Origin of the sequence: Pseudomonas sp. O230 (genome assembly GCF_045447035.1) — a bacterium.
Taxonomy (GTDB): Bacteria; Pseudomonadota; Gammaproteobacteria; order Pseudomonadales; family Pseudomonadaceae; genus Aquipseudomonas.
Window position 1 is genome coordinate 38,464 of sequence record NZ_JBJGXN010000008.1, and the last position, 17,544, is coordinate 56,007.

Genomic DNA, 17,544 nt, shown 5'->3' on the forward strand with positions numbered 1-17,544 from the left:
TGTGCCCTCGCAAGGGGCGAGAGACAGCTAAAGGGCGGGATTATAGCTTAAACATGCCGGGAATGACCCTACGGTTATTAGCCGCGTAAACATGGCCCGAGACCAGGACGCACGGCCAGGATCATCCGCGACTCGGCCGCCAGTAGATCCTGAGATTACCATCGACCCCCTGCCGGTAAATCGTGTACGGCAAGGCCACGGTGTCCAGCGCACCGGACAACGCCAGGTCCAGCAAGACCAGCGGCACCAGAAAGCCCGTGGGGTCCGGCGGCGCATTCAACACACAGAAATCGTAAGCCAGGCCACTGTAGATACGCGGGATGGACTGGCAGTAGGTTTTTTGTTTGCGCAAGTCACGCGCCGCGTCTTCATCATTTTGCAGGACCGTGACAACGGTGCCACAGCCAGCGAGGGCACATGAGATTGCGCCTGCGAAAATTGCTTTTTTTATAGTCAATGCCTGCCCTCCGAGAATGTCAGAGCAAGCTAACACCGCGGTTAATCAGGCCACAGGTCACGGGGTCTGGAGATTACGTAGGACAATTCATCAAAAATTGTCCCTAAATCTCGGGGCCTGTTCTGACCCCTCTTCGAAACGCCGCCCGGCAGGGTTCAGACAGCGCTGGAGATGTCTTGGGGAAGCCGCTGATCAATGACCTGATACAGCGCGCTGCTCTCCGGCCAGTTACGCATGAACCGCGCCCGATCCCGCGTATACGCTGGGGCGAAGCTGCTGGACGAGCCATGCTGGCACATCGAATCAAGGTCGATCAGCGCCCAGCGATCCTGGTGCCAGAACAGGTTGTGGCCCTTGAAGTCGCCGTGACTGATCCGCTCGCGAATCAGCTCTGCAAACAACTGATCCAGTGCCACCAGCTCTGACTCGGGCGCTTCACCGCTGTCAACGTACGGTGCAAACCGCTCGATGATGTCCGGCCCAGGCAAATGCTCGGTCACCAGATACGCCCGGCTGCGCAACCAGAGAAAACGCTTTTCCAGCAACGCCAGCGGTTTCGGCGTAGCAAAACCGAGGAACGCCAGCCGATTGCCTTCGCGCCATGAGTGCCAGGCACGACTCGGACGCCAGAAGCGTTTGAGCCAGTGCGCAAAGCCTTTGATGTTGTAGCGTTTGATTACCAGCGTCCGACCGTCAACCACGACTTTTCCGACACTCGCCGCGCCGCCGGTCTTGTACAGGTGACCCTGATCGAGCAACGCATCGGCCTGTTCCAGCACTGGCAGCATCGCCGCTTCTTCCTCGCGGCGAATCGCCCGCAGTCCGAAGGCCCCGCGCTGCACACTGAACAGCGTGCATTCGCGACCGACCTTGATCAGGAAGTCTTTGAGGCGCCAGCTGCGAACCTTGTCGATCTGCTTCTGCAACGCTTCCATGGGCAAGGCATGTTCGCCATTGCTCAGCAGGTAATACACCAGCAGTTCTTCAGTGAACGGCTCCAGCGACTTGGGCAACTGGGCGAAAAACACCCCGAGGTTTTCCAGGATTTTCTGCCGCGACAGTGGCTGGCCCGGAGTTTCGCTACAGATCCCGGCGCCGTCGATCAGGTACAGCCGACCACGCTGACGCAGCAGGTTGTCCAGGTGCAGGTCTTCCTGCCACAGGCCTTTGCGGTGCATTTGACCAATCGCGCCCAGCGCATCGGCCAATACCGCCGATTGCTGGTCCGCCAGCATCGGCAAGTGCTCGACCTGTTTCCAGGTATCCCCCAGGCTTTCGGCGCCTTCAAGGAAATCGAACAGCAACCAGCCACCTTCGCCATCCTTTAAGCCGTCGGCCAGCAACTGCGGCGTGGTCAGACCTTGAGCGGCGAGCAAACGCACACCGTCCAGTTCACGCTGGAAATGCCGGGCAGCCTTGTTGCCGACCAACAACTTGGCCAGCACCGGACGGCCGCGCCAGACACCGGCGCCGACATAGCGCTGGCCCGGCAACACCCGCAGCAGACTCAGCAACTGCAACTCGGCCGGCCCGGCAGCATCGGCCAGAGAAACACTCAGCGGCAGAGCCGGACTGCGGCCAACGTTTTTCAGTTCGGACAAACGCATCAGCGCGCCTCCTTATGGCTGCGCCGGGCGGTCAGTCGCGTCAGCCAGCCGTCGATCAGCGCACTGTCCAGCGATTGACCCAGGTAGGCGGCCAGCAACTCACGCAGCTGCGCATCGCCCCACTCAGGTGCCCGCCGTGTCAGCGGCTCCAGATCCTTGACCCGGTCACGTTGACCCAACAGCAACGGTCGGGTTTTTTCCAGGTCGATCAACTGAGCCTGGTAACCGTCACCGGTGGCCTGGAGAAAAATGTGTTTCGGGTAGAAGCAGCCATGAACCTGACGCGCAGCGTGCAGGCGTCGAGCCAATTTGCCACACGCCTGCAAAATCGCCGAATGCTGCGCCCCACTTAACTCCGACCAGCGCCGCAACAGCGAGTCCAGGTCATCCCAACCGTCCAGCGCACGGGTCAGCAGAATCGCCCGGACTTCGCCCTCGACCCTGCGTTGACCGAAGAACACCGCTTTCAGGGCCGGAATGCCGAGCTTTTCATAACGACTGATGTTGCGAAATTCCCGAGCAAAACTGGGCTCGCCAAACGGCGCATGCAACGTGCGCATCTGGTAGTTGCTTTGCCGCTTGAGATAGAAGCCGTGCCCTTCAAGGTCCAGCCGAAACACGCTGCTCCAGCCACCGCGCACGGTGTTGGGCTCATCCACGGCATCGAGTTGCCTGGCCCAAAGTGCATCGAAGGTGCCGAGGCCGTGACGCTCCAGTAGCGCACGGTCTTCAGCGGCCAGAAAATCAGTCATTCGCGTCCCTCGAAAAATCTAACCACGTGCCGGATCCGCTTCTTGTCAGCGGCATTGAGTCGTGTCCGTTGGCGGTATTGCAGGTAAAAGCGCAGGCGCTGAGTGGCCGACAACTGATACTTGGCGACCTTGTCCAGGCACGCCAGATCCTTGGTGATGCGGTACTTGAGCCAGAAACCGCGCCAGAAATCGCCGTTGGGGCAATCGATCAGGAACAGCCGCGCCTGATCGTCGATCAACAGGTTGCGCCACTTCAAATCGTTATGGGTGAAGCGGTGGTCGTGCATGATCCGGGTGTAATCGGCCAATTGCTGACTGACATGATCGACCCAGGCACGGTCCGCCAGTTTCGGATCATGCCGCTCAGCCAGGACGGACAGGTCTTCGGTATGCGGCAGTTCACGGGTAATCATCGCCCCGCGATCGTACGCCGCACCGCGCCGCTCCAGCCCCCAGGCCACCACTTCAGCGGTGGGAATGCCCCACTTGGCGAAGCGTTTGAGATTCTGCCATTCCATTTTCACTCGCGGCTTGCCGAGGTAGCGGCGCAAGCCCTTGCCCGCGCCGGTGTAGCGCTTGACGTAATAGTTGACGCCGTTGCGATTGACGCGGATGACTTCGGACAACAGGTCGCGAGTCAATCGCTCACCCTGCAAGGCAAACACCGCCTCGAGACTGCCGAAATCTTCGGCCAGATCGCCGTAGGCAGATTCCAGTTTCCAACCCGACATTAGAGCGCATCCCCGTATCGCTGTTTACGGTCGTAGAGTTTGTTGGCCTTGCCTTCCAGCCATGCGAGCAGCCCCGCTTCTTCCGCCAGAATCTGGCGCAGCGGTTGCTGGAAGTAGCCTTTGAGGAAACGCAATTTGTCGCGCCGGGTCAAGCCGATGTCGAGGGCCGAGAAGTACAGCGCCGCCAGATCCTTGTTGCGCCAGCGTTGGGTGATTGCCGGGCGGGTCTGGGCGCGGTGCAGGTCGATCACCGAGAGTTTGAAGTCGTCGGCAATCACCGGTTTGTCGGTGTGCAGCAGGAAGTGACAGATGTAGCAGTCGCGGTGATTGACCCCGGCACGGTGCATCATGCCGGTCATGCGCGCCACTTCGGCGATCAGCGCGTGCTTGAGTTTGGGCTCTGGCGGTTGCTTGACCCAGTCGATACTGAAGTCTTCGAGGCTGACGGTCGGCGCCAGTTCTTCGGTAACGATGAACGAATGCTGATCCGCCGGGTTGCTGCCCTTTTCACCGTATGCGACGGCGGTCATGGTCGGCACACCGACTTCCTGCAGGCGCTGAATGGCCTTCCACTCCTGGCCCGCACCGAGCACCGGCAGTTTGGCGGTCAGCAGGTTTTTGAAAATCTCGCCCCAGCCAATGCCACGGTGGATCTTCACGAAAAAACCATTGCCGTTCACTTCAGTGCGCAGGGTCCGGCGCGCTTCCAGCTCTCGGTAAACCTCGCCCTGCAGGCCTTCGACTTCGGCGAACGGGTCGCGTCCGGCCCAAAGGCTCTTGAACGGTTCAGCCAGCATCAACTTCATTAAGCGTGCTCCGCCAGAATCACATCGGCCGCGTGTTGCGGCATGCTGTAGAGGTCGGCCGTCTCGGCAAAAGCCAGACCGTTGCGGCTCCAGGCCGCCCGTGCTTGAGCGTCGTTCAACATGCCGGTCAGGTATTGCGTCAGTTGCGCCTGATCGAAGGGTTCGTCCAGCACCAGACCGGCGTCGGCCTCGGCGATGTAATGGGCGTAACCGCACACCGCGCTGACCAGCACCGGCAACCCGGCCACCAACGCTTCGAGCAACACGGTCCCGGTGTTTTCGTTGTACGCCGGGTGGATCAATAAATCGGCACCGAGCAGGAAACGCGGGATATCGCTGCGGCCCTTGAGGAACGTCACGTTGTCGCCGAGCCCCAAGGTGGCGCTCTGCACCTGGAACAATTTGGGGTCGTCCTGGCCAATTACAAACAGCCGGGTGCGCTTCTTCAGATCAGCGGGCAACGCGGCCAGCGATTTGAGGCTGCGATCCACGCCTTTGGTCTTGAACCCGGAGCCGATCTGTACCAGCAGCAACTCGTCATCCTTCAGGTTGAATTCACCACGGAACTCGGCACGAATTTCAGCCGCGTTCGGTGGCGCGCGCCGGTCCTGAGAGATGCCTGGCGGCAGCAAATGGAAGCGTTCCAGCGGCGTGTCGTAATGCTTGATGAACAGCGGCTGCTGGACTTCGGAAATCATCAGCACTTCAGTCTTGGCGTCCCTGGCGAACACCGCGCGCTCGTACTCGGCGAAGTGCCGGTAGCGGCCCCAACGCCGGTACAGCGAGTTGCGCAGGTTCTGCGCCTTGTCTTCGAAACAGCCGTCGGCGGCGTAGTAAACGTCCAGGCCCGGCATCTTGTTGAAACCGATCAGACGGTCCACCGGACGCTTGGCCAGATCAGCCTCCATCCACTCGCTGAGTTTCTCGTTGCGCCGATGGTTGAAGAACGCCTTGACTGGCGCCACCAACACTTCAAAACCCGGTGGAATATCGCCTTCCCAGATCAGCGTATAGACACGAATCTGATGACCACGCTGCTGACATTCCAGGGCAATGCGCATGAAATCGCGCTGCAAGCCGCCGAACGGAAAGTACTTGTACAAGACGAATGCCAATTGCATCAGCGCAGCTCCTCAGCCAGTAACAACGTGCTCAGTCGGGTCGCGACACGCTCGGGATTCAGACGCGTGAAGCACAACGGCCACTCGCGTTTCAGGTCAAACCGGCGGGCGTCGTCGGCCGTCGGTTGATAGGTGCATTTCTTTTGCAGGCACGGAGCGCAGGGGAAATCGCTGGCGATGTGGATCTGCGCCTTGCCGTAGGCACCGGTCAGGCCCGGGTTGGTCGGGCCGAACAGCGACAGCGTTGGCACATCGAGTGCGGCCGCGAGGTGGCCGAGGCCGGTGTCCACCGCGACGCAGGCTTGCGCGCCGGCCAGCACTTTGCCGACGCCCGCCAGGTTCAGCTTGGGCAGCACTTCGACATGGCGCATGTCCTTGGCGATGCGCTCGGCCCGGGCTTTCTCCGCTGGATTGCCCCACGCCAGCTTCACGCCGACACCCAGATAGCCGACGCGCTCGGCCAGCTCGCGCCAATAGGCTTCGGGCCAGTGTTTGGTGTCCCAGGTGGTGCCGTGCAGGAACAGCACGTAAGGGTTCTTGCGCGGCAATTCCACCAGCCGCTCGACGTTCAAGCCGTAATCGCCCAGACCTTTTGGCAAGTCGTAACCCAGGGCGATGGCGAACAGCTGACGCACTCGCTCCACCGCATGCTGGCCACGGGCGACCGCCAGGCGCCGATCATAGAAACGCGCAGCGATCGGCTCCCGCGCCGAACCTTTATCGAGGCCCGCCACCGGCGCCTTGACATAGCGGGTCAGCAAAGCGCTTTTCAACAGGCCCTGCGCGTCAATCACCAGATCATATTTCGTGGCGCGAACGCTTTGCTTAAAGCGCTTCCACTCACCACTCTTGATGGTTTGCCAGATGTTTTTGCGCCAGCGGCGGATCGCCACCGGAATCACTTTGCCCACGGCCGGGTGCCAGGTCGGGATTTCGGCGAAGCCTTCTTCCACCACCCAGTCGAACGTGATGCCGGGAATCGCCCGGGACGCGTCGGTCAGCGCCGGCAACGCATGAATCACGTCGCCCAGCGAAGAAGTCTTGATCAGCAGAACCCGCAAACTATTTGACCTCGACCACAGTGCCCTGCAACCGCTGCAAGGCTTCGTTCACCGCTTGCGGCATGAGCTGGCGCAGGCAGTTGTAATGACCAAAGCGGCACGTGCGATCGAAGCACGGGCTGCATTCGATGCCCAGGCGCACGATCTCGACGTGCTCGGCCAGCGGCGGTGTGAAGCCCGGCGATGTCGAGCCGTACACGGCGACCAACGGGCGATTCAGCGCCGCGGCGACGTGCATCAGACCGGAGTCGTTGGACACCACCGAGTCCGCGCAGGACAACAGATCGATGGCCTCGGCCAAGGACGTGCCGCCACTGAGGTTCACCGATTCTTCACGCAGACCGGGAATCAGCCGCGCACGAATGTCTTCGCCCACCGCGTGATCGTTTTTCGAACCGAACAACCAAACTTGCCAGCCTTCGCGAATCTTCGCTTCGGCGACCTTGGCGTAATGCTCGGACGGCCAGCGCTTGGACTCGCCAAACTCGGCACCAGGGCACAGCGCCAACACCGGACGATCGAGGCTCAGACCGAATTTGGCCAACGCCGCTTCGCGGGTGACCGGATCGATCTGCAAAGTCGGGCGCGGATACGGCTTCGGCAGTTCAAGGCCGGGCTCGTACGCCAACGCCATGAAGCGCTCGATCATCAGCGGGTAACGTTCTTTGTCCAGCGTGCGCACGTCATTGAGCAGACCGTAGCGAAATTCGCCACGCCAGCCGGTGCGTTTCGGGATGCCGGCGAAGAACGGCACCAGCGCCGACTTCAGGGAATTGGGCAACAGGATCGCCTGGTCGTACTGACCGGCCAGGGATTTGCCGATGCGCCGACGCGTCGCCAGCTCCAAAGCGCCGTGACCGAGCGGAAAGCTCAAGGCCTGACGAACTTCGGGCATGCGCTCAAGAATCGGCCGGCTCCACTCGGGGGCCAGCACGTCGATTTCGCATTGCGGGTGGCGCTGCTTGAGACACTGAAACAGTGTCTGCGCCATCACCATGTCACCGACCCAACTGGGCCCAACGATCAGAATTTTCATGTGGTTTCCAAAAACGAACCGGGGAGGCATACGCCTCCCCGCCTCGAGAATCACTGCGGGAGCAAGGCTGCTTGCGATGGGTCATCACCTTCAACATTGCTGTCGACTGTCACTCCGCTATCGCTAGCAGGCTCGCGCCCACATTGGGATTTGGTGTACATCGATCTGCGAAACAATGCAGATCTACTGCGGGAGCGGGCTTGCTCGCGAAGAGGCCATCACATCCGACATCAATGGTGACTGACACTCCGCCTTCGCGAGCAAGCCCGCTCCCACATTTGAATCTCGTCGCTGCAACTACCGGGTTTCAGCTTAGCCCCAGTTCGTGCCAGATCCGCACTACCTGCCGTCGTTCGTCCACGAACTGGTCGCCCGGTATCACCCCCGCGTCCTTCTGCAAGGCCTGCCGGTGCGCGGCGGAGCGGTAGGCTTTATAGGCCTCGCGCAACAGGCTGGCGTCTTCGGCGGGCATCAGCCCTTCGTGTTCCAGCTCTTCCAGAATGCGGATGTTGTCGGTCCAGCGCAGCAATGGCGGGTGTGTTTCGGACCACGCCAGGGCCGCGTATTGCACCATAAATTCAATATCGACGATACCTCCGGCGTCCTGCTTGAGATCGAACGGCGCCGTGGCTTCGAAGGCATTCGCCCCGGTGCCGGCCGCGGTGCTCTTGCTGCCGAGGTTATCGCGCATTTTTGCGCGCATCTCGCTGACTTCCTGGCGCAAGGTCGGCAAATCCCGGGCCTTGCCCAATATCGCTGCGCGAACCTTCTCGAACGCCTGGCCGACACCCTGACTGCCCACCAGCACCCGCGCCCGCACCAGCGCCTGATGTTCCCAGGTCCAGGCCTCGTTTTCCTGATAGCGGGCAAACGCGCCGAGCGAACTCACCAACAGGCCCGACGCACCGGACGGTCGCAGGCGCATATCCACTTCATACAGCTGACCGGAGTTGGTCTGGGCCGTGAGCAAGTGAATGATCCGCTGCCCGAGCCGGGTGAAGAATTGCGCACCATCAATCGGTTTCGGCCCGTCGGTTTCGGCCTGCGGGTCGCCGTCGTGAATGAACACCAGGTCCAGGTCCGAACCATGCCCCAATTCCAGGCCGCCGACTTTCCCGTAACCGACAATGATGAAGCCCGGATCGCACAGCGTGCCGTCGGTGCGCAGCGGCGTGCCGTACTTGGCCACGGTCTGGCGCCAGGCCAGGGCCAGCACTTGTTCGAGGATAGCTTCGGCGAGCCAGGTCAGGTAATCGCTGACTTTCATCAACGGCAGGCTGCCGGCGATTTCCGACGCGGCGACGCGCAAGCGGTGCGCCAGTTTGAAATGGCGCAAGGCTTCCATTTGTTGTTCGAGGTCGTCCTCGGGAATCCGCGTCAGACGCTCGCGCAACTCGGCGGCCAGTTCCGGCGCCAACGGCGGCTTGAACAACCGGCCTTCGTTGAGCAATTCGTCGAGCAACAGCGGGAAGCGAGTGATCTGTTCGGCGATCCACGGGCTCGCGGCGCACAAGGTCAGCAAACGTCGCAGCGCGCCAGGGTTTTCGGTCAGTAGCACCAGATACGCGGAGCGCCGGGCAACCGCCTCAACCAGCGGCAGTACACGCTCCAGCACCAGATCCGGGTTGGCGTGTTCGACCGCCTGCGCCAGCAACCGTGGAATAAAGGCATCAAGGCGTTCGCGGCCCAAACGCTGCATCGCGCGCAACTGCGGGCTGCTGCGCAGGCTGGCCAAGGCTTTCAACGCCTTAGTGGCATTGCCGAAGCCGCCCTCCTCCAACTGGCGACAAGCGGCCTCTTCGTCCTGCGCCTCTTCCCACAGCGGCAGCCATTCACCGCCAACCACCACTTCACTTTCAGCGCCTTCCTCTTCATCGGGATCGGCGATCACCTGGCCAAAGTGCCACGCCACACGACCGCGCCAATACATTAGTTGCTGATGAAAGGCTTCCCAGTCGGCGAAGCCCAACATAAAGGCAATGCGCGCCTGATCCTGCGCGCCCTCCGGCAACATCTGCGTCTGGCGGTCGGCAATCGCCTGAATGGCGTGCTCGGTGTAACGCAGGAATTCGTAGCCTTCGCGCAGTTCGCTGATCACCGCCGGCGGTAAATAACCCTGACCTTCCAGAGTGCTCAGTACTTTTAATAGAGGACGTTGTTGCAGGCTCAGGTCGCGACCACCGTGGATCAGCTGAAAAGCCTGGGCGATAAACTCGACTTCGCGAATACCGCCGGAACCGAGCTTGATGTTGTCGGCCATGCCCTTGCGCCGGACTTCCTGCTGGATCAGCTGCTTCATCGTGCGCAACGCTTCGATGGCGGAGAAGTCCAGATAACGCCGGTAAACGAACGGGCGCAGCATCTCTTGCAGTTGCGCGCCAGCGACCTGGTCGCCGGCCACCACCCGCGACTTGATCATCGCGTAGCGTTCCCAGTCGCGCCCCTGATCCTGGTAATACTGTTCCAGCGCATTGAAGCTCAGCACCAGCGCACCGGCCGAGCCGTAAGGGCGCAGGCGCATGTCCACGCGGAATACGAAGCCGTCGACGGTCATCGGGTCCAGTGCCTTGATCAGGCGCTGGCCGAGGCGGATGAAGAATTCCTGATTATCCAGCGAGCGTTTCACGCCGACGGTTTCGCCGCCTTCGGGGTAGGCGAAGATCAGGTCGATGTCCGACGACAGGTTGAGTTCCACCGCGCCGAGCTTGCCCATGCCGAGGATGACCATCTGCTGCGGCTCGCCGCTGCGACGGCCGGTCGGCACGCCGAACTGCTGGCAATGGCGCGAGTACAACCACTGATAAGCCTGATCGATGCTGGCATCGGCCATGTCCGAGAGGTCGCGGCAGGTCTGGATGAGGTCGGCCTGACGGGTCAGGTCACGCCAGATGATGCGCACTTGATGACGGGTGCGCTGGCGACGCAGGACGCGGCCGAGTTCGTCTTCGGTCTCGGCCGCATTCACCGCCGCCGCGATGTGCGCACACAGCTCGCCGGGCGCGAAGCTGCGGTCCAGCTCGCCGGACTGCACCAGCGCCAGCAACATCAAAGGGTCACGCACACTCTGTTCAGTCACGAAGTCGCTGGCGGCGGTGACGCGGGCGAATTGCGCCCAGCGTTCAGGCGTCCAGTCGGACAGGCCATGATCATCATCGAGCGCCTCGACGGCCGCACGGAACGACTGCTCGGCGCGGGTGACAAACGGCAGGAGAATGCCGGGCAGTTCGGCAAGCGAAGGGAGGCTCATGGTCTATCCTTGATCGGCGTATAGAGGGCTGCATGTAGTGAATTTTCAAATCGCACTACCTGATCGACTGTCGAACAAAGGTTAGAAATAGCTGAAATTTCTTTATTTTTGGCAGACAGCATCAAGCTTTCACCTTTTCTGGTTGGCAAAAGACCAACCTTAACGATTATTCTCACAACGCAGCCGGAGGCCACAAGCCGCTCATCTGTAGTTTTACTACTCGTATATACATTCGAAAGGCTGAAATGCCCGATGATTTGTAGTAAAACTACACGCCGCCGGAACAACCTCTCGGCAATCCAAGAATTTATATCGTCTGCCCACAAGGCCAGTCGCAAACTCAGGCAACCGATTCTGGAAGCCTTTCCGCCCTGGAGCAAGCCATGCAAGACCTCGATCCCGTCGAAACCCAGGAATGGCTGGACGCCCTGGAATCGGTTCTCGACAAAGAAGGCGAAGACCGCGCTCATTATCTGATGACCCGTATGGGCGAACTCGCAACCCGCAGCGGTTCGCAATTGCCTTACGCCATCACCACGCCATACCGCAACACCATTCCTGTTACCCACGAAGCACGCATGCCTGGCGACCTGTTCATGGAACGCCGCATTCGCTCGTTGGTACGCTGGAACGCGATGGCCATGGTGATGCGTACGAACCTGAAAGATTCTGACCTGGGCGGTCACATCTCCAGCTTCGCCTCCAGCGCCACCCTGTACGACATCGGCTTCAACTATTTCTTCCAGGCCCCGACCGACGAACACGGCGGCGACCTGATCTACTTCCAGGGCCACACCTCGCCAGGCGTTTATGCCCGTGCGTTCATGGAAGGCCGCATCACCGAAGACCAGATGAACAACTTCCGCCAGGAAGTCGACGGTCAGGGCCTGTCGTCCTACCCGCACCCTTGGCTGATGCCTGACTTCTGGCAGTTCCCGACCGTATCCATGGGTCTGGGCCCGATCCAGGCGATCTACCAGGCACGCTTCATGAAGTACCTGGAAGCCCGTGGTTTCATCCCGGAAGGCAAGCAAAAAGTCTGGTGCTTCCTGGGCGACGGCGAGTGTGACGAGCCGGAATCCCTGGGCGCGATCTCGCTGGCTGGCCGCGAAAAACTCGACAACCTGATCTTCGTCATCAACTGCAACCTGCAGCGCCTCGACGGCCCGGTTCGCGGCAACGGCAAGATCATCCAGGAACTCGAAGGCGTGTTCCGTGGCGCTCAGTGGAACGTGACCAAAGTCATCTGGGGCCGTTTCTGGGACCCACTGCTGGCCAAAGACGTCGACGGTATCCTGCAACGTCGCATGGACGAAGTCATCGACGGCGAGTACCAGAACTACAAAGCCAAAGACGGCGCGTTCGTGCGTGAACACTTCTTCAACTCGCCAGAACTCAAGGCGATGGTTGCTGATCTGTCCGACGACGAGATCTGGAAACTCAACCGTGGCGGCCACGACCCGTACAAGGTCTACGCGGCGTACCACGAAGCGGTCAACCACAAAGAACAACCGACCGTCATCCTGGCCAAGACCATCAAAGGTTATGGCACCGGTGCCGGCGAAGCGAAAAACACCGCGCACAACACCAAGAAAGTCGATGTCGAGAGCTTGAAGTTGTTCCGCGATCGTTTCGACATCCCGGTCAAAGACGACGAGCTGGAAAACCTGCCGTTCTTCAAGCCAGAGCCAAACAGCGCCGAAGCCCGCTACCTGAGCGAGCGCCGTACTGCACTGGGCGGTTTCGTGCCACAGCGCCGCGCACAGAGCTTCAGCGTGCCGACCCCGTCGCTGGACACCCTCAAGGCCATCCTTGACGGTTCGGGCGACCGTGAAATTTCCACCACCATGGCTTTCGTGCGGATCCTCGCGCAACTGGTCAAGGACAAGGAAATCGGCCCGCGCATCGTTCCGATCATCCCGGACGAAGCCCGTACCTTCGGTATGGAAGGCATGTTCCGTCAGTTGGGCATCTACTCCTCCGTCGGCCAGCTCTACGAGCCAGTCGATAAAGACCAGGTGATGTTCTACAAGGAAGACAAGAAGGGCCAGATCCTCGAAGAAGGCATCAACGAAGCGGGCGCCATGAGCTCCTTCATCGCTGCCGGTACTTCGTACTCCAGCCACAACCAGCCAATGCTGCCGTTCTACATCTTCTACTCGATGTTCGGCTTCCAGCGTATCGGCGACCTGGCCTGGGCTGCCGGCGACAGCCGTACCCGTGGCTTCCTGATCGGCGGCACCGCCGGCAGGACCACGCTGAACGGCGAAGGCCTGCAACACGAAGACGGTCACAGCCACATCCTGGCTGCCACCATCCCGAACTGCCGCACCTTTGATCCAACCTACGGCTACGAGCTGGCGGTGATCATTCAGGACGGCATGAAGAAGATGACCGAAGAGCAGCAGGACGTTTTCTACTACATCACCGTGATGAACGAGTCCTACCAGCAGCCAGCCATGCCGGCCGGTGTCGAGGAAGGCATCATCAAGGGCATGTACCTGCTCGAAGAAGACACCCGCGAAGCGGCGCACCACGTTCAGCTGATGGGCTCCGGCACCATCCTGCGTGAAGTCCGTGAAGCGGCGAAGATCCTGCGTGAACAGTTCAACGTTGGCGCTGACGTATGGAGCGTTACCAGCTTCAACGAACTGCGTCGCGATGGCCTGGCCGTCGAGCGCACCAACCGTCTGCACCCTGGCCAGAAGCCGAAACTGAGCTACGTCGAAGAGTGCCTGAACGGCCGTAAAGGTCCGGTCATCGCGTCTACCGACTACATGAAGCTGTTCGCTGAGCAAATTCGTCAGTGGGTCCCGTCCAAGGAATTCAAAGTCCTGGGCACCGACGGTTTCGGCCGCAGTGACAGCCGCAAGAAACTGCGTCACTTCTTCGAAGTCGATCGTCATTTCGTGGTGTTGGCAGCCCTGGAAGCACTGGCTGACCGTGGTGACATCGAACCTAAAGTGGTGGCTGAAGCCATCGCCAAGTTCGGTATCAACCCGGAAAAACGCAACCCACTGGACTGCTGAGGAGAGATTCTGTGAGCGAACTCATTCGCGTACCTGACATCGGCAGCGGTGAAGGTGAAGTAATTGAACTGTTTGTGAAGGTCGGCGACCGTATCGAAGCCGACCAGAGCATCCTGACGCTGGAATCGGACAAGGCGAGCATGGAAGTGCCTGCGCCGAAGGCCGGTATCATCAAGAGCCTGAAAGTGAAGCTGGGCGATCGCCTGAAAGAAGGCGACGAACTGCTGGAGCTGGAAGTCGAAGGTGCCACTGTTGCGGCCCCTGCGGCTGCCGCTGCGCCAGCGGCCAAAGCTGAAGAGAAACCGGCTGCTGCTCCTGCCGCCGCTGCTCCAGCGCCAACTGCCGCGCCTGCTGCCGCTTCGGTTCAGCAAGTGCACGTGCCGGACATCGGTTCGGCGGGCAAGGCCCAGATCATCGAGATCCAGGTCAAGGTCGGCGACACCGTCGAGGCTGATCAGTCGCTGATCACCCTGGAATCCGACAAGGCGAGCATGGAAATCCCATCGCCTGCCGCTGGTGTGGTCAAGAGCATCAGCGTCAAGCTCAACGACGAAGTCGGCACCGGCGACCTGATCCTCGACCTGGAAGTGGCGGGTGCTGTGGCGCCTGCTGCTGCCGCGCCAGCTCAGGCTGCTGCTCCGGCCGCCGCTGCGCCTGCCGCTGCCGCCCCGGCTGCACCGGTTGCCGACAGCGTTCAGGACATTCACGTCCCGGACATCGGCTCGTCGGGCAAGGCCAAGATCATCGAAGTGCTGGTCAAGGCAGGCGACACCGTCACCGCCGACCAGTCGCTGATCACCCTGGAATCCGACAAGGCGAGCATGGAAATTCCATCGCCTGCCGCTGGCGTGGTGGAAAGCGTTTCCATCAAGCTGGATGACGAAGTCGGTACCGGCGACCTGATCCTCAAGCTGAAAGTCAAAGGCGCTGCGCCTGCGGCTGCCCCGGCTCCGGCATCGGCATCGGCTCCAGCCGCTGCGGCACCGAGCGCGCCTGCGCCAGCCGCCGCTGCTCCTGCTGCTCCAGCACCTGCGGCGGCTCCGGCCAAACCGGGCGCCAAGGTGCACGCAGGTCCTGCAGTACGCCAACTGGCCCGCGAATTCGGCGTCGAGCTGAGCGCGGTCAACCCAAGCGGCCCGCACGGTCGTGTGCTGAAAGAAGACGTGCAGGTTTACGTCAAAGCCATGATGCAGAAGGCCAAGGAAGCACCGGCCGCTGCTGGCGGCGCAACCGGTGGCGCGGGCATCCCGCCGATTCCGGTGGTGGACTTCAGCCGCTTCGGTGAAACCGAAGAAGTGCCGATGACTCGCCTGATGCAGATCGGCGCGTCGAGCCTGCACCGCAGCTGGTTGAACATTCCGCACGTGACTCAGTTCGATTCGGCTGATATCACCGACCTGGAAGCGTTCCGCATTGCTCAGAAAGCCGTTGCAGAGAAGGCTGGCGTCAAGCTGACCATCCTGCCGCTGCTGCTCAAGTCGTGCGCGCACCTGCTCAAGGAACTGCCGGACTTCAACAGTTCGCTGGCACCAAGCGGCAAAGCGATCATCCGCAAGAAGTACGTGAACATCGGCTTCGCGGTCGACACCCCGGATGGCCTGCTGGTACCGGTCATCAAGAACGTCGACCAGAAAAGCCTGTTGCAACTGGCAGCCGAAGCCGCTGTGCTGGCCGCCAAAGCCCGCGACAAGAAGCTCACCGCTGACGACATGCAAGGCGCCTGCTTCACCATTTCCAGCCTCGGCCACATTGGCGGCACCGGCTTCACGCCGATCGTCAACGCGCCGGAAGTGGCGATCCTCGGTGTTTCCAAGGCAACCATCCAGCCAGTCTGGGACGGCAAAGCCTTCCAGCCGAAACTGATGCTGCCACTGTCGCTGTCCTACGATCACCGCGTGATCAACGGCGCCGCTGCTGCACGCTTCACCCAGCGTCTGAGCAGCCTGCTGGCGGACATCCGCACCATCTTGCTGTAACACCGACGGCCCTCCTTCACCGGAGGGCCTGTTGCGTTCCACGTTTTCCGAGCGCCACGCTCGTACCTCAACCCCGCCCATTTGGCGGGGCTTTTTTTGCCCTGCAGAAAGTTCTTTTCCTACGTTCTTGGTTGAGTTCGCCCACAACTCGAATCCACTACGGCACGATATTTTTTTCCGGCCGCCCACTAGGCTTAGTTATACAAATGACCAACTAAAAATTCAGTCTGGCTACTTATTTAGTTAATCCCCCTTCGAATGGATTCGAATATGTTTAAACCTACAGTCGGCCCGATCATCGGCCACACTACTACTCATCACACACGTATATTTTTCCGTGGCGAAGTACAAAAAAACACCTGGGTATTTGGTGGGATTCGTTATCGACGCAGCGGTGATACGCCGTGGTCCAAAGGCGTTTTCATTCAACTGACAAGCACGCGTGACATGTGCGACGTCTTTGCCCTCAACGACCTCGCCGCCGATACCGAGTACGAATACCAGGCAGGCTGGTTCAGCCCCATGAGCCCGGTGCACACCGTGGAGACGGTTCAGGAACTGCCGCTGCAATGGCCCAGGAATGTCTACCGTTTCAGCACCCAGTCCAACAATCCCGCAGCGCCACGGGCTTACATCGTCGGCTCATGCCGTTACCTGAGGATGACGGTCGGCGCGCCTTCGCTGCCGCATCTGGGCGACCGGATCTTTGCCTCCATCACGAACCTGGCGCAGCGCGCCGAAACGCCGATCAGCGCCCTGTTGATGACCGGCGACCAAGTGTATATCGATGACTTGAACATCATCGCCCCCGATCGCGAATACAAGGAAATACTCAACAAGTACCGCATGGCGTTTTCCCAGCCGCACATTGCCAAGTTAATGTCCGGTACGCCGACTTACATGATCCTCGACGACCATGAAATCGAAGACAACTGGCCAGCCAATAAAAACAAAAACGACGACCTTCTTTATAACAATGCCATCGCCGCTTATGAGTTATATCAAGCCAGTCACAGCCCGGCCCATGAGTTGCTTGAAGATGGAAACATCCATCGCCCCCTGAAGCGCTATTGGTATCAATTCAGCAACGCGGATATCGAATGGTTTGTCACTGACAGCCGAACCCGGCGCAACCTGTCGGCGAGCGACCGGCGCATTCTCGACGAAGAACAGGAACAAGCCCTGTGCAAATGGCTGATCCACAGCCCGGCCCGGGTCAAATTCGTGGTCACCAGCGTGATGTTCTACCCCGACCGCAAACGTCTGGGCGATGACGCCTGGAAAGCCTTTCCGGAGCAGCGACTACGGCTGCTGGAGACTATTCGTACACGTCGCATCAAGAACGTCTTCTTTGTCTCCGGCGATGTCCACGGCTCCCTGACCAGTCGATTGACCCACAGCAAAGACCCGGACTTTGAAGTGCACACCATCGTCTCCTCGCCGCTGTGCAACAGCAAACTGCTGCCCTACGCCAAGGCCTCCACCTTCATCCTTGATCAACCGCTGGCCCGGACAGCGGCGGGGGACTATCGGCATGAACTGACCAGCCAGGTCATCAGCCAGGACAATTTCGCGCACTTGATTGTTGAAGCCGAACAGATTCACGTCCGTTATCACGACCGCGACGGCAAACTTTTACAGTCCACGAGCATTACGTTGCGTTGATGCCGAAAGCATCGCCAGCAAGCCGGCGCCTACAGAATTTACGCAATCCCCTGTAG

The 17,544-nt window shown here is 60.4% G+C and carries 13 protein-coding genes; 3 read left to right on the forward strand and 10 right to left on the reverse strand.

The annotated features are described in order from the left end of the window. Positions 1-121: 121 nt before the first annotated feature. The 10 genes from ACI77H_RS18150 to ACI77H_RS18195 all read right to left on the reverse strand — a co-directional run bounded on the left by ACI77H_RS18150 (position 122) and on the right by ACI77H_RS18195 (position 11,207). Positions 122-457, reverse strand: a complete 336-nt coding sequence (locus ACI77H_RS18150) for a YceK/YidQ family lipoprotein (RefSeq protein WP_407013119.1) — start codon at positions 455-457, stop codon at positions 122-124. Between the two features lie 155 nt (positions 458-612). Beyond that, positions 613-2,064, reverse strand: coding sequence for a lipopolysaccharide kinase InaA family protein (locus ACI77H_RS18155; protein WP_407013121.1), 1,452 nt, complete (start codon positions 2,062-2,064; stop codon positions 613-615). Then, positions 2,064-2,816 (reverse strand): lipopolysaccharide kinase InaA family protein, encoded by a 753-nt coding sequence (locus tag ACI77H_RS18160; RefSeq protein WP_407013122.1) that lies wholly within the window; start codon positions 2,814-2,816, stop codon positions 2,064-2,066. Before ACI77H_RS18160 ends, ACI77H_RS18155 begins: the two co-directional genes overlap by 1 nt. After that, a complete protein-coding gene (locus tag ACI77H_RS18165) occupies positions 2,813-3,547 on the reverse strand; it encodes a lipopolysaccharide kinase InaA family protein (protein WP_407013123.1) in 735 nt (244 codons plus the stop codon). The genes ACI77H_RS18160 and ACI77H_RS18165 overlap by 4 nt, the downstream gene beginning before the upstream one ends. After that, on the reverse strand, positions 3,547-4,353 hold the full coding sequence (gene rfaP / locus ACI77H_RS18170) for a lipopolysaccharide core heptose(I) kinase RfaP (protein WP_407013124.1): 807 nt from the start codon (positions 4,351-4,353) through the stop codon (positions 3,547-3,549). Before rfaP ends, ACI77H_RS18165 begins: the two co-directional genes overlap by 1 nt. Beyond that, positions 4,353-5,474: a glycosyltransferase family 4 protein gene (locus tag ACI77H_RS18175; RefSeq protein WP_407013125.1), complete on the reverse strand. Its 1,122-nt coding sequence runs from the start codon at positions 5,472-5,474 to the stop codon at positions 4,353-4,355. The genes rfaP and ACI77H_RS18175 overlap by 1 nt, the downstream gene beginning before the upstream one ends. After that, on the reverse strand, positions 5,474-6,535 hold the full coding sequence (gene waaC / locus ACI77H_RS18180; RefSeq protein ID WP_407013126.1) for a lipopolysaccharide heptosyltransferase I: 1,062 nt from the start codon (positions 6,533-6,535) through the stop codon (positions 5,474-5,476). The genes ACI77H_RS18175 and waaC overlap by 1 nt, the downstream gene beginning before the upstream one ends. A gap of 1 nt (position 6,536) precedes the next feature. Continuing rightward, positions 6,537-7,571, reverse strand: a complete 1,035-nt coding sequence (gene waaF, locus ACI77H_RS18185) for a lipopolysaccharide heptosyltransferase II (RefSeq protein ID WP_407013127.1) — start codon at positions 7,569-7,571, stop codon at positions 6,537-6,539. A 307-nt stretch (positions 7,572-7,878) separates the two neighbouring features. Next, positions 7,879-10,818 carry a bifunctional [glutamate--ammonia ligase]-adenylyl-L-tyrosine phosphorylase/[glutamate--ammonia-ligase] adenylyltransferase gene (gene glnE, locus ACI77H_RS18190; RefSeq protein WP_407013128.1) on the reverse strand — a complete coding sequence of 980 codons (2,940 nt, stop codon included), beginning with the start codon at positions 10,816-10,818 and terminating at the stop codon, positions 7,879-7,881. Next, a complete protein-coding gene (locus tag ACI77H_RS18195; RefSeq protein WP_407013129.1) occupies positions 10,815-11,207 on the reverse strand; it encodes a hypothetical protein in 393 nt (130 codons plus the stop codon). The genes glnE and ACI77H_RS18195 overlap by 4 nt, the downstream gene beginning before the upstream one ends. Between ACI77H_RS18195 and aceE the strand changes: the two genes are divergently transcribed. From aceE to ACI77H_RS18210, 3 genes are all read left to right on the forward strand, one after another. Further along, entirely contained in the window at positions 11,202-13,847 is a 2,646-nt protein-coding gene (gene aceE, locus ACI77H_RS18200; protein WP_407013130.1) for a pyruvate dehydrogenase (acetyl-transferring), homodimeric type, read from the forward strand. The two genes, ACI77H_RS18195 and aceE, sit on opposite strands and share 6 nt — an antisense overlap. 11 nt (positions 13,848-13,858) lie before the next feature. Further along, positions 13,859-15,823: a dihydrolipoyllysine-residue acetyltransferase gene (aceF, locus tag ACI77H_RS18205; RefSeq protein ID WP_407013131.1), complete on the forward strand. Its 1,965-nt coding sequence runs from the start codon at positions 13,859-13,861 to the stop codon at positions 15,821-15,823. A 270-nt stretch (positions 15,824-16,093) separates the two neighbouring features. Continuing rightward, positions 16,094-17,488 carry an alkaline phosphatase D family protein gene (locus tag ACI77H_RS18210; RefSeq protein WP_407013132.1) on the forward strand — a complete coding sequence of 465 codons (1,395 nt, stop codon included), beginning with the start codon at positions 16,094-16,096 and terminating at the stop codon, positions 17,486-17,488. Positions 17,489-17,544: the final 56 nt, after the last annotated feature.

Coding starts and splice junctions, on each gene's coding strand:
- ACI77H_RS18155 (WP_407013121.1), bottom strand. CDS start 2,064: ATGCGTTTGTCCGAACTGAAAAACGTTGGCCGCAGTCCGGCTCTGCCG.
- ACI77H_RS18160 (WP_407013122.1), bottom strand. CDS start 2,816: ATGACTGATTTTCTGGCCGCTGAAGACCGTGCGCTACTGGAGCGTCAC.
- ACI77H_RS18165 (WP_407013123.1), bottom strand. CDS start 3,547: ATGTCGGGTTGGAAACTGGAATCTGCCTACGGCGATCTGGCCGAAGAT.
- rfaP (WP_407013124.1), bottom strand. CDS start 4,353: ATGAAGTTGATGCTGGCTGAACCGTTCAAGAGCCTTTGGGCCGGACGC.
- ACI77H_RS18175 (WP_407013125.1), bottom strand. CDS start 5,474: ATGCAATTGGCATTCGTCTTGTACAAGTACTTTCCGTTCGGCGGCTTG.
- waaF (WP_407013127.1), bottom strand. CDS start 7,571: ATGAAAATTCTGATCGTTGGGCCCAGTTGGGTCGGTGACATGGTGATG.
- glnE (WP_407013128.1), bottom strand. CDS start 10,818: ATGAGCCTCCCTTCGCTTGCCGAACTGCCCGGCATTCTCCTGCCGTTT.
- aceE (WP_407013130.1), top strand. CDS start 11,202: ATGCAAGACCTCGATCCCGTCGAAACCCAGGAATGGCTGGACGCCCTG.
- ACI77H_RS18210 (WP_407013132.1), top strand. CDS start 16,094: ATGTTTAAACCTACAGTCGGCCCGATCATCGGCCACACTACTACTCAT.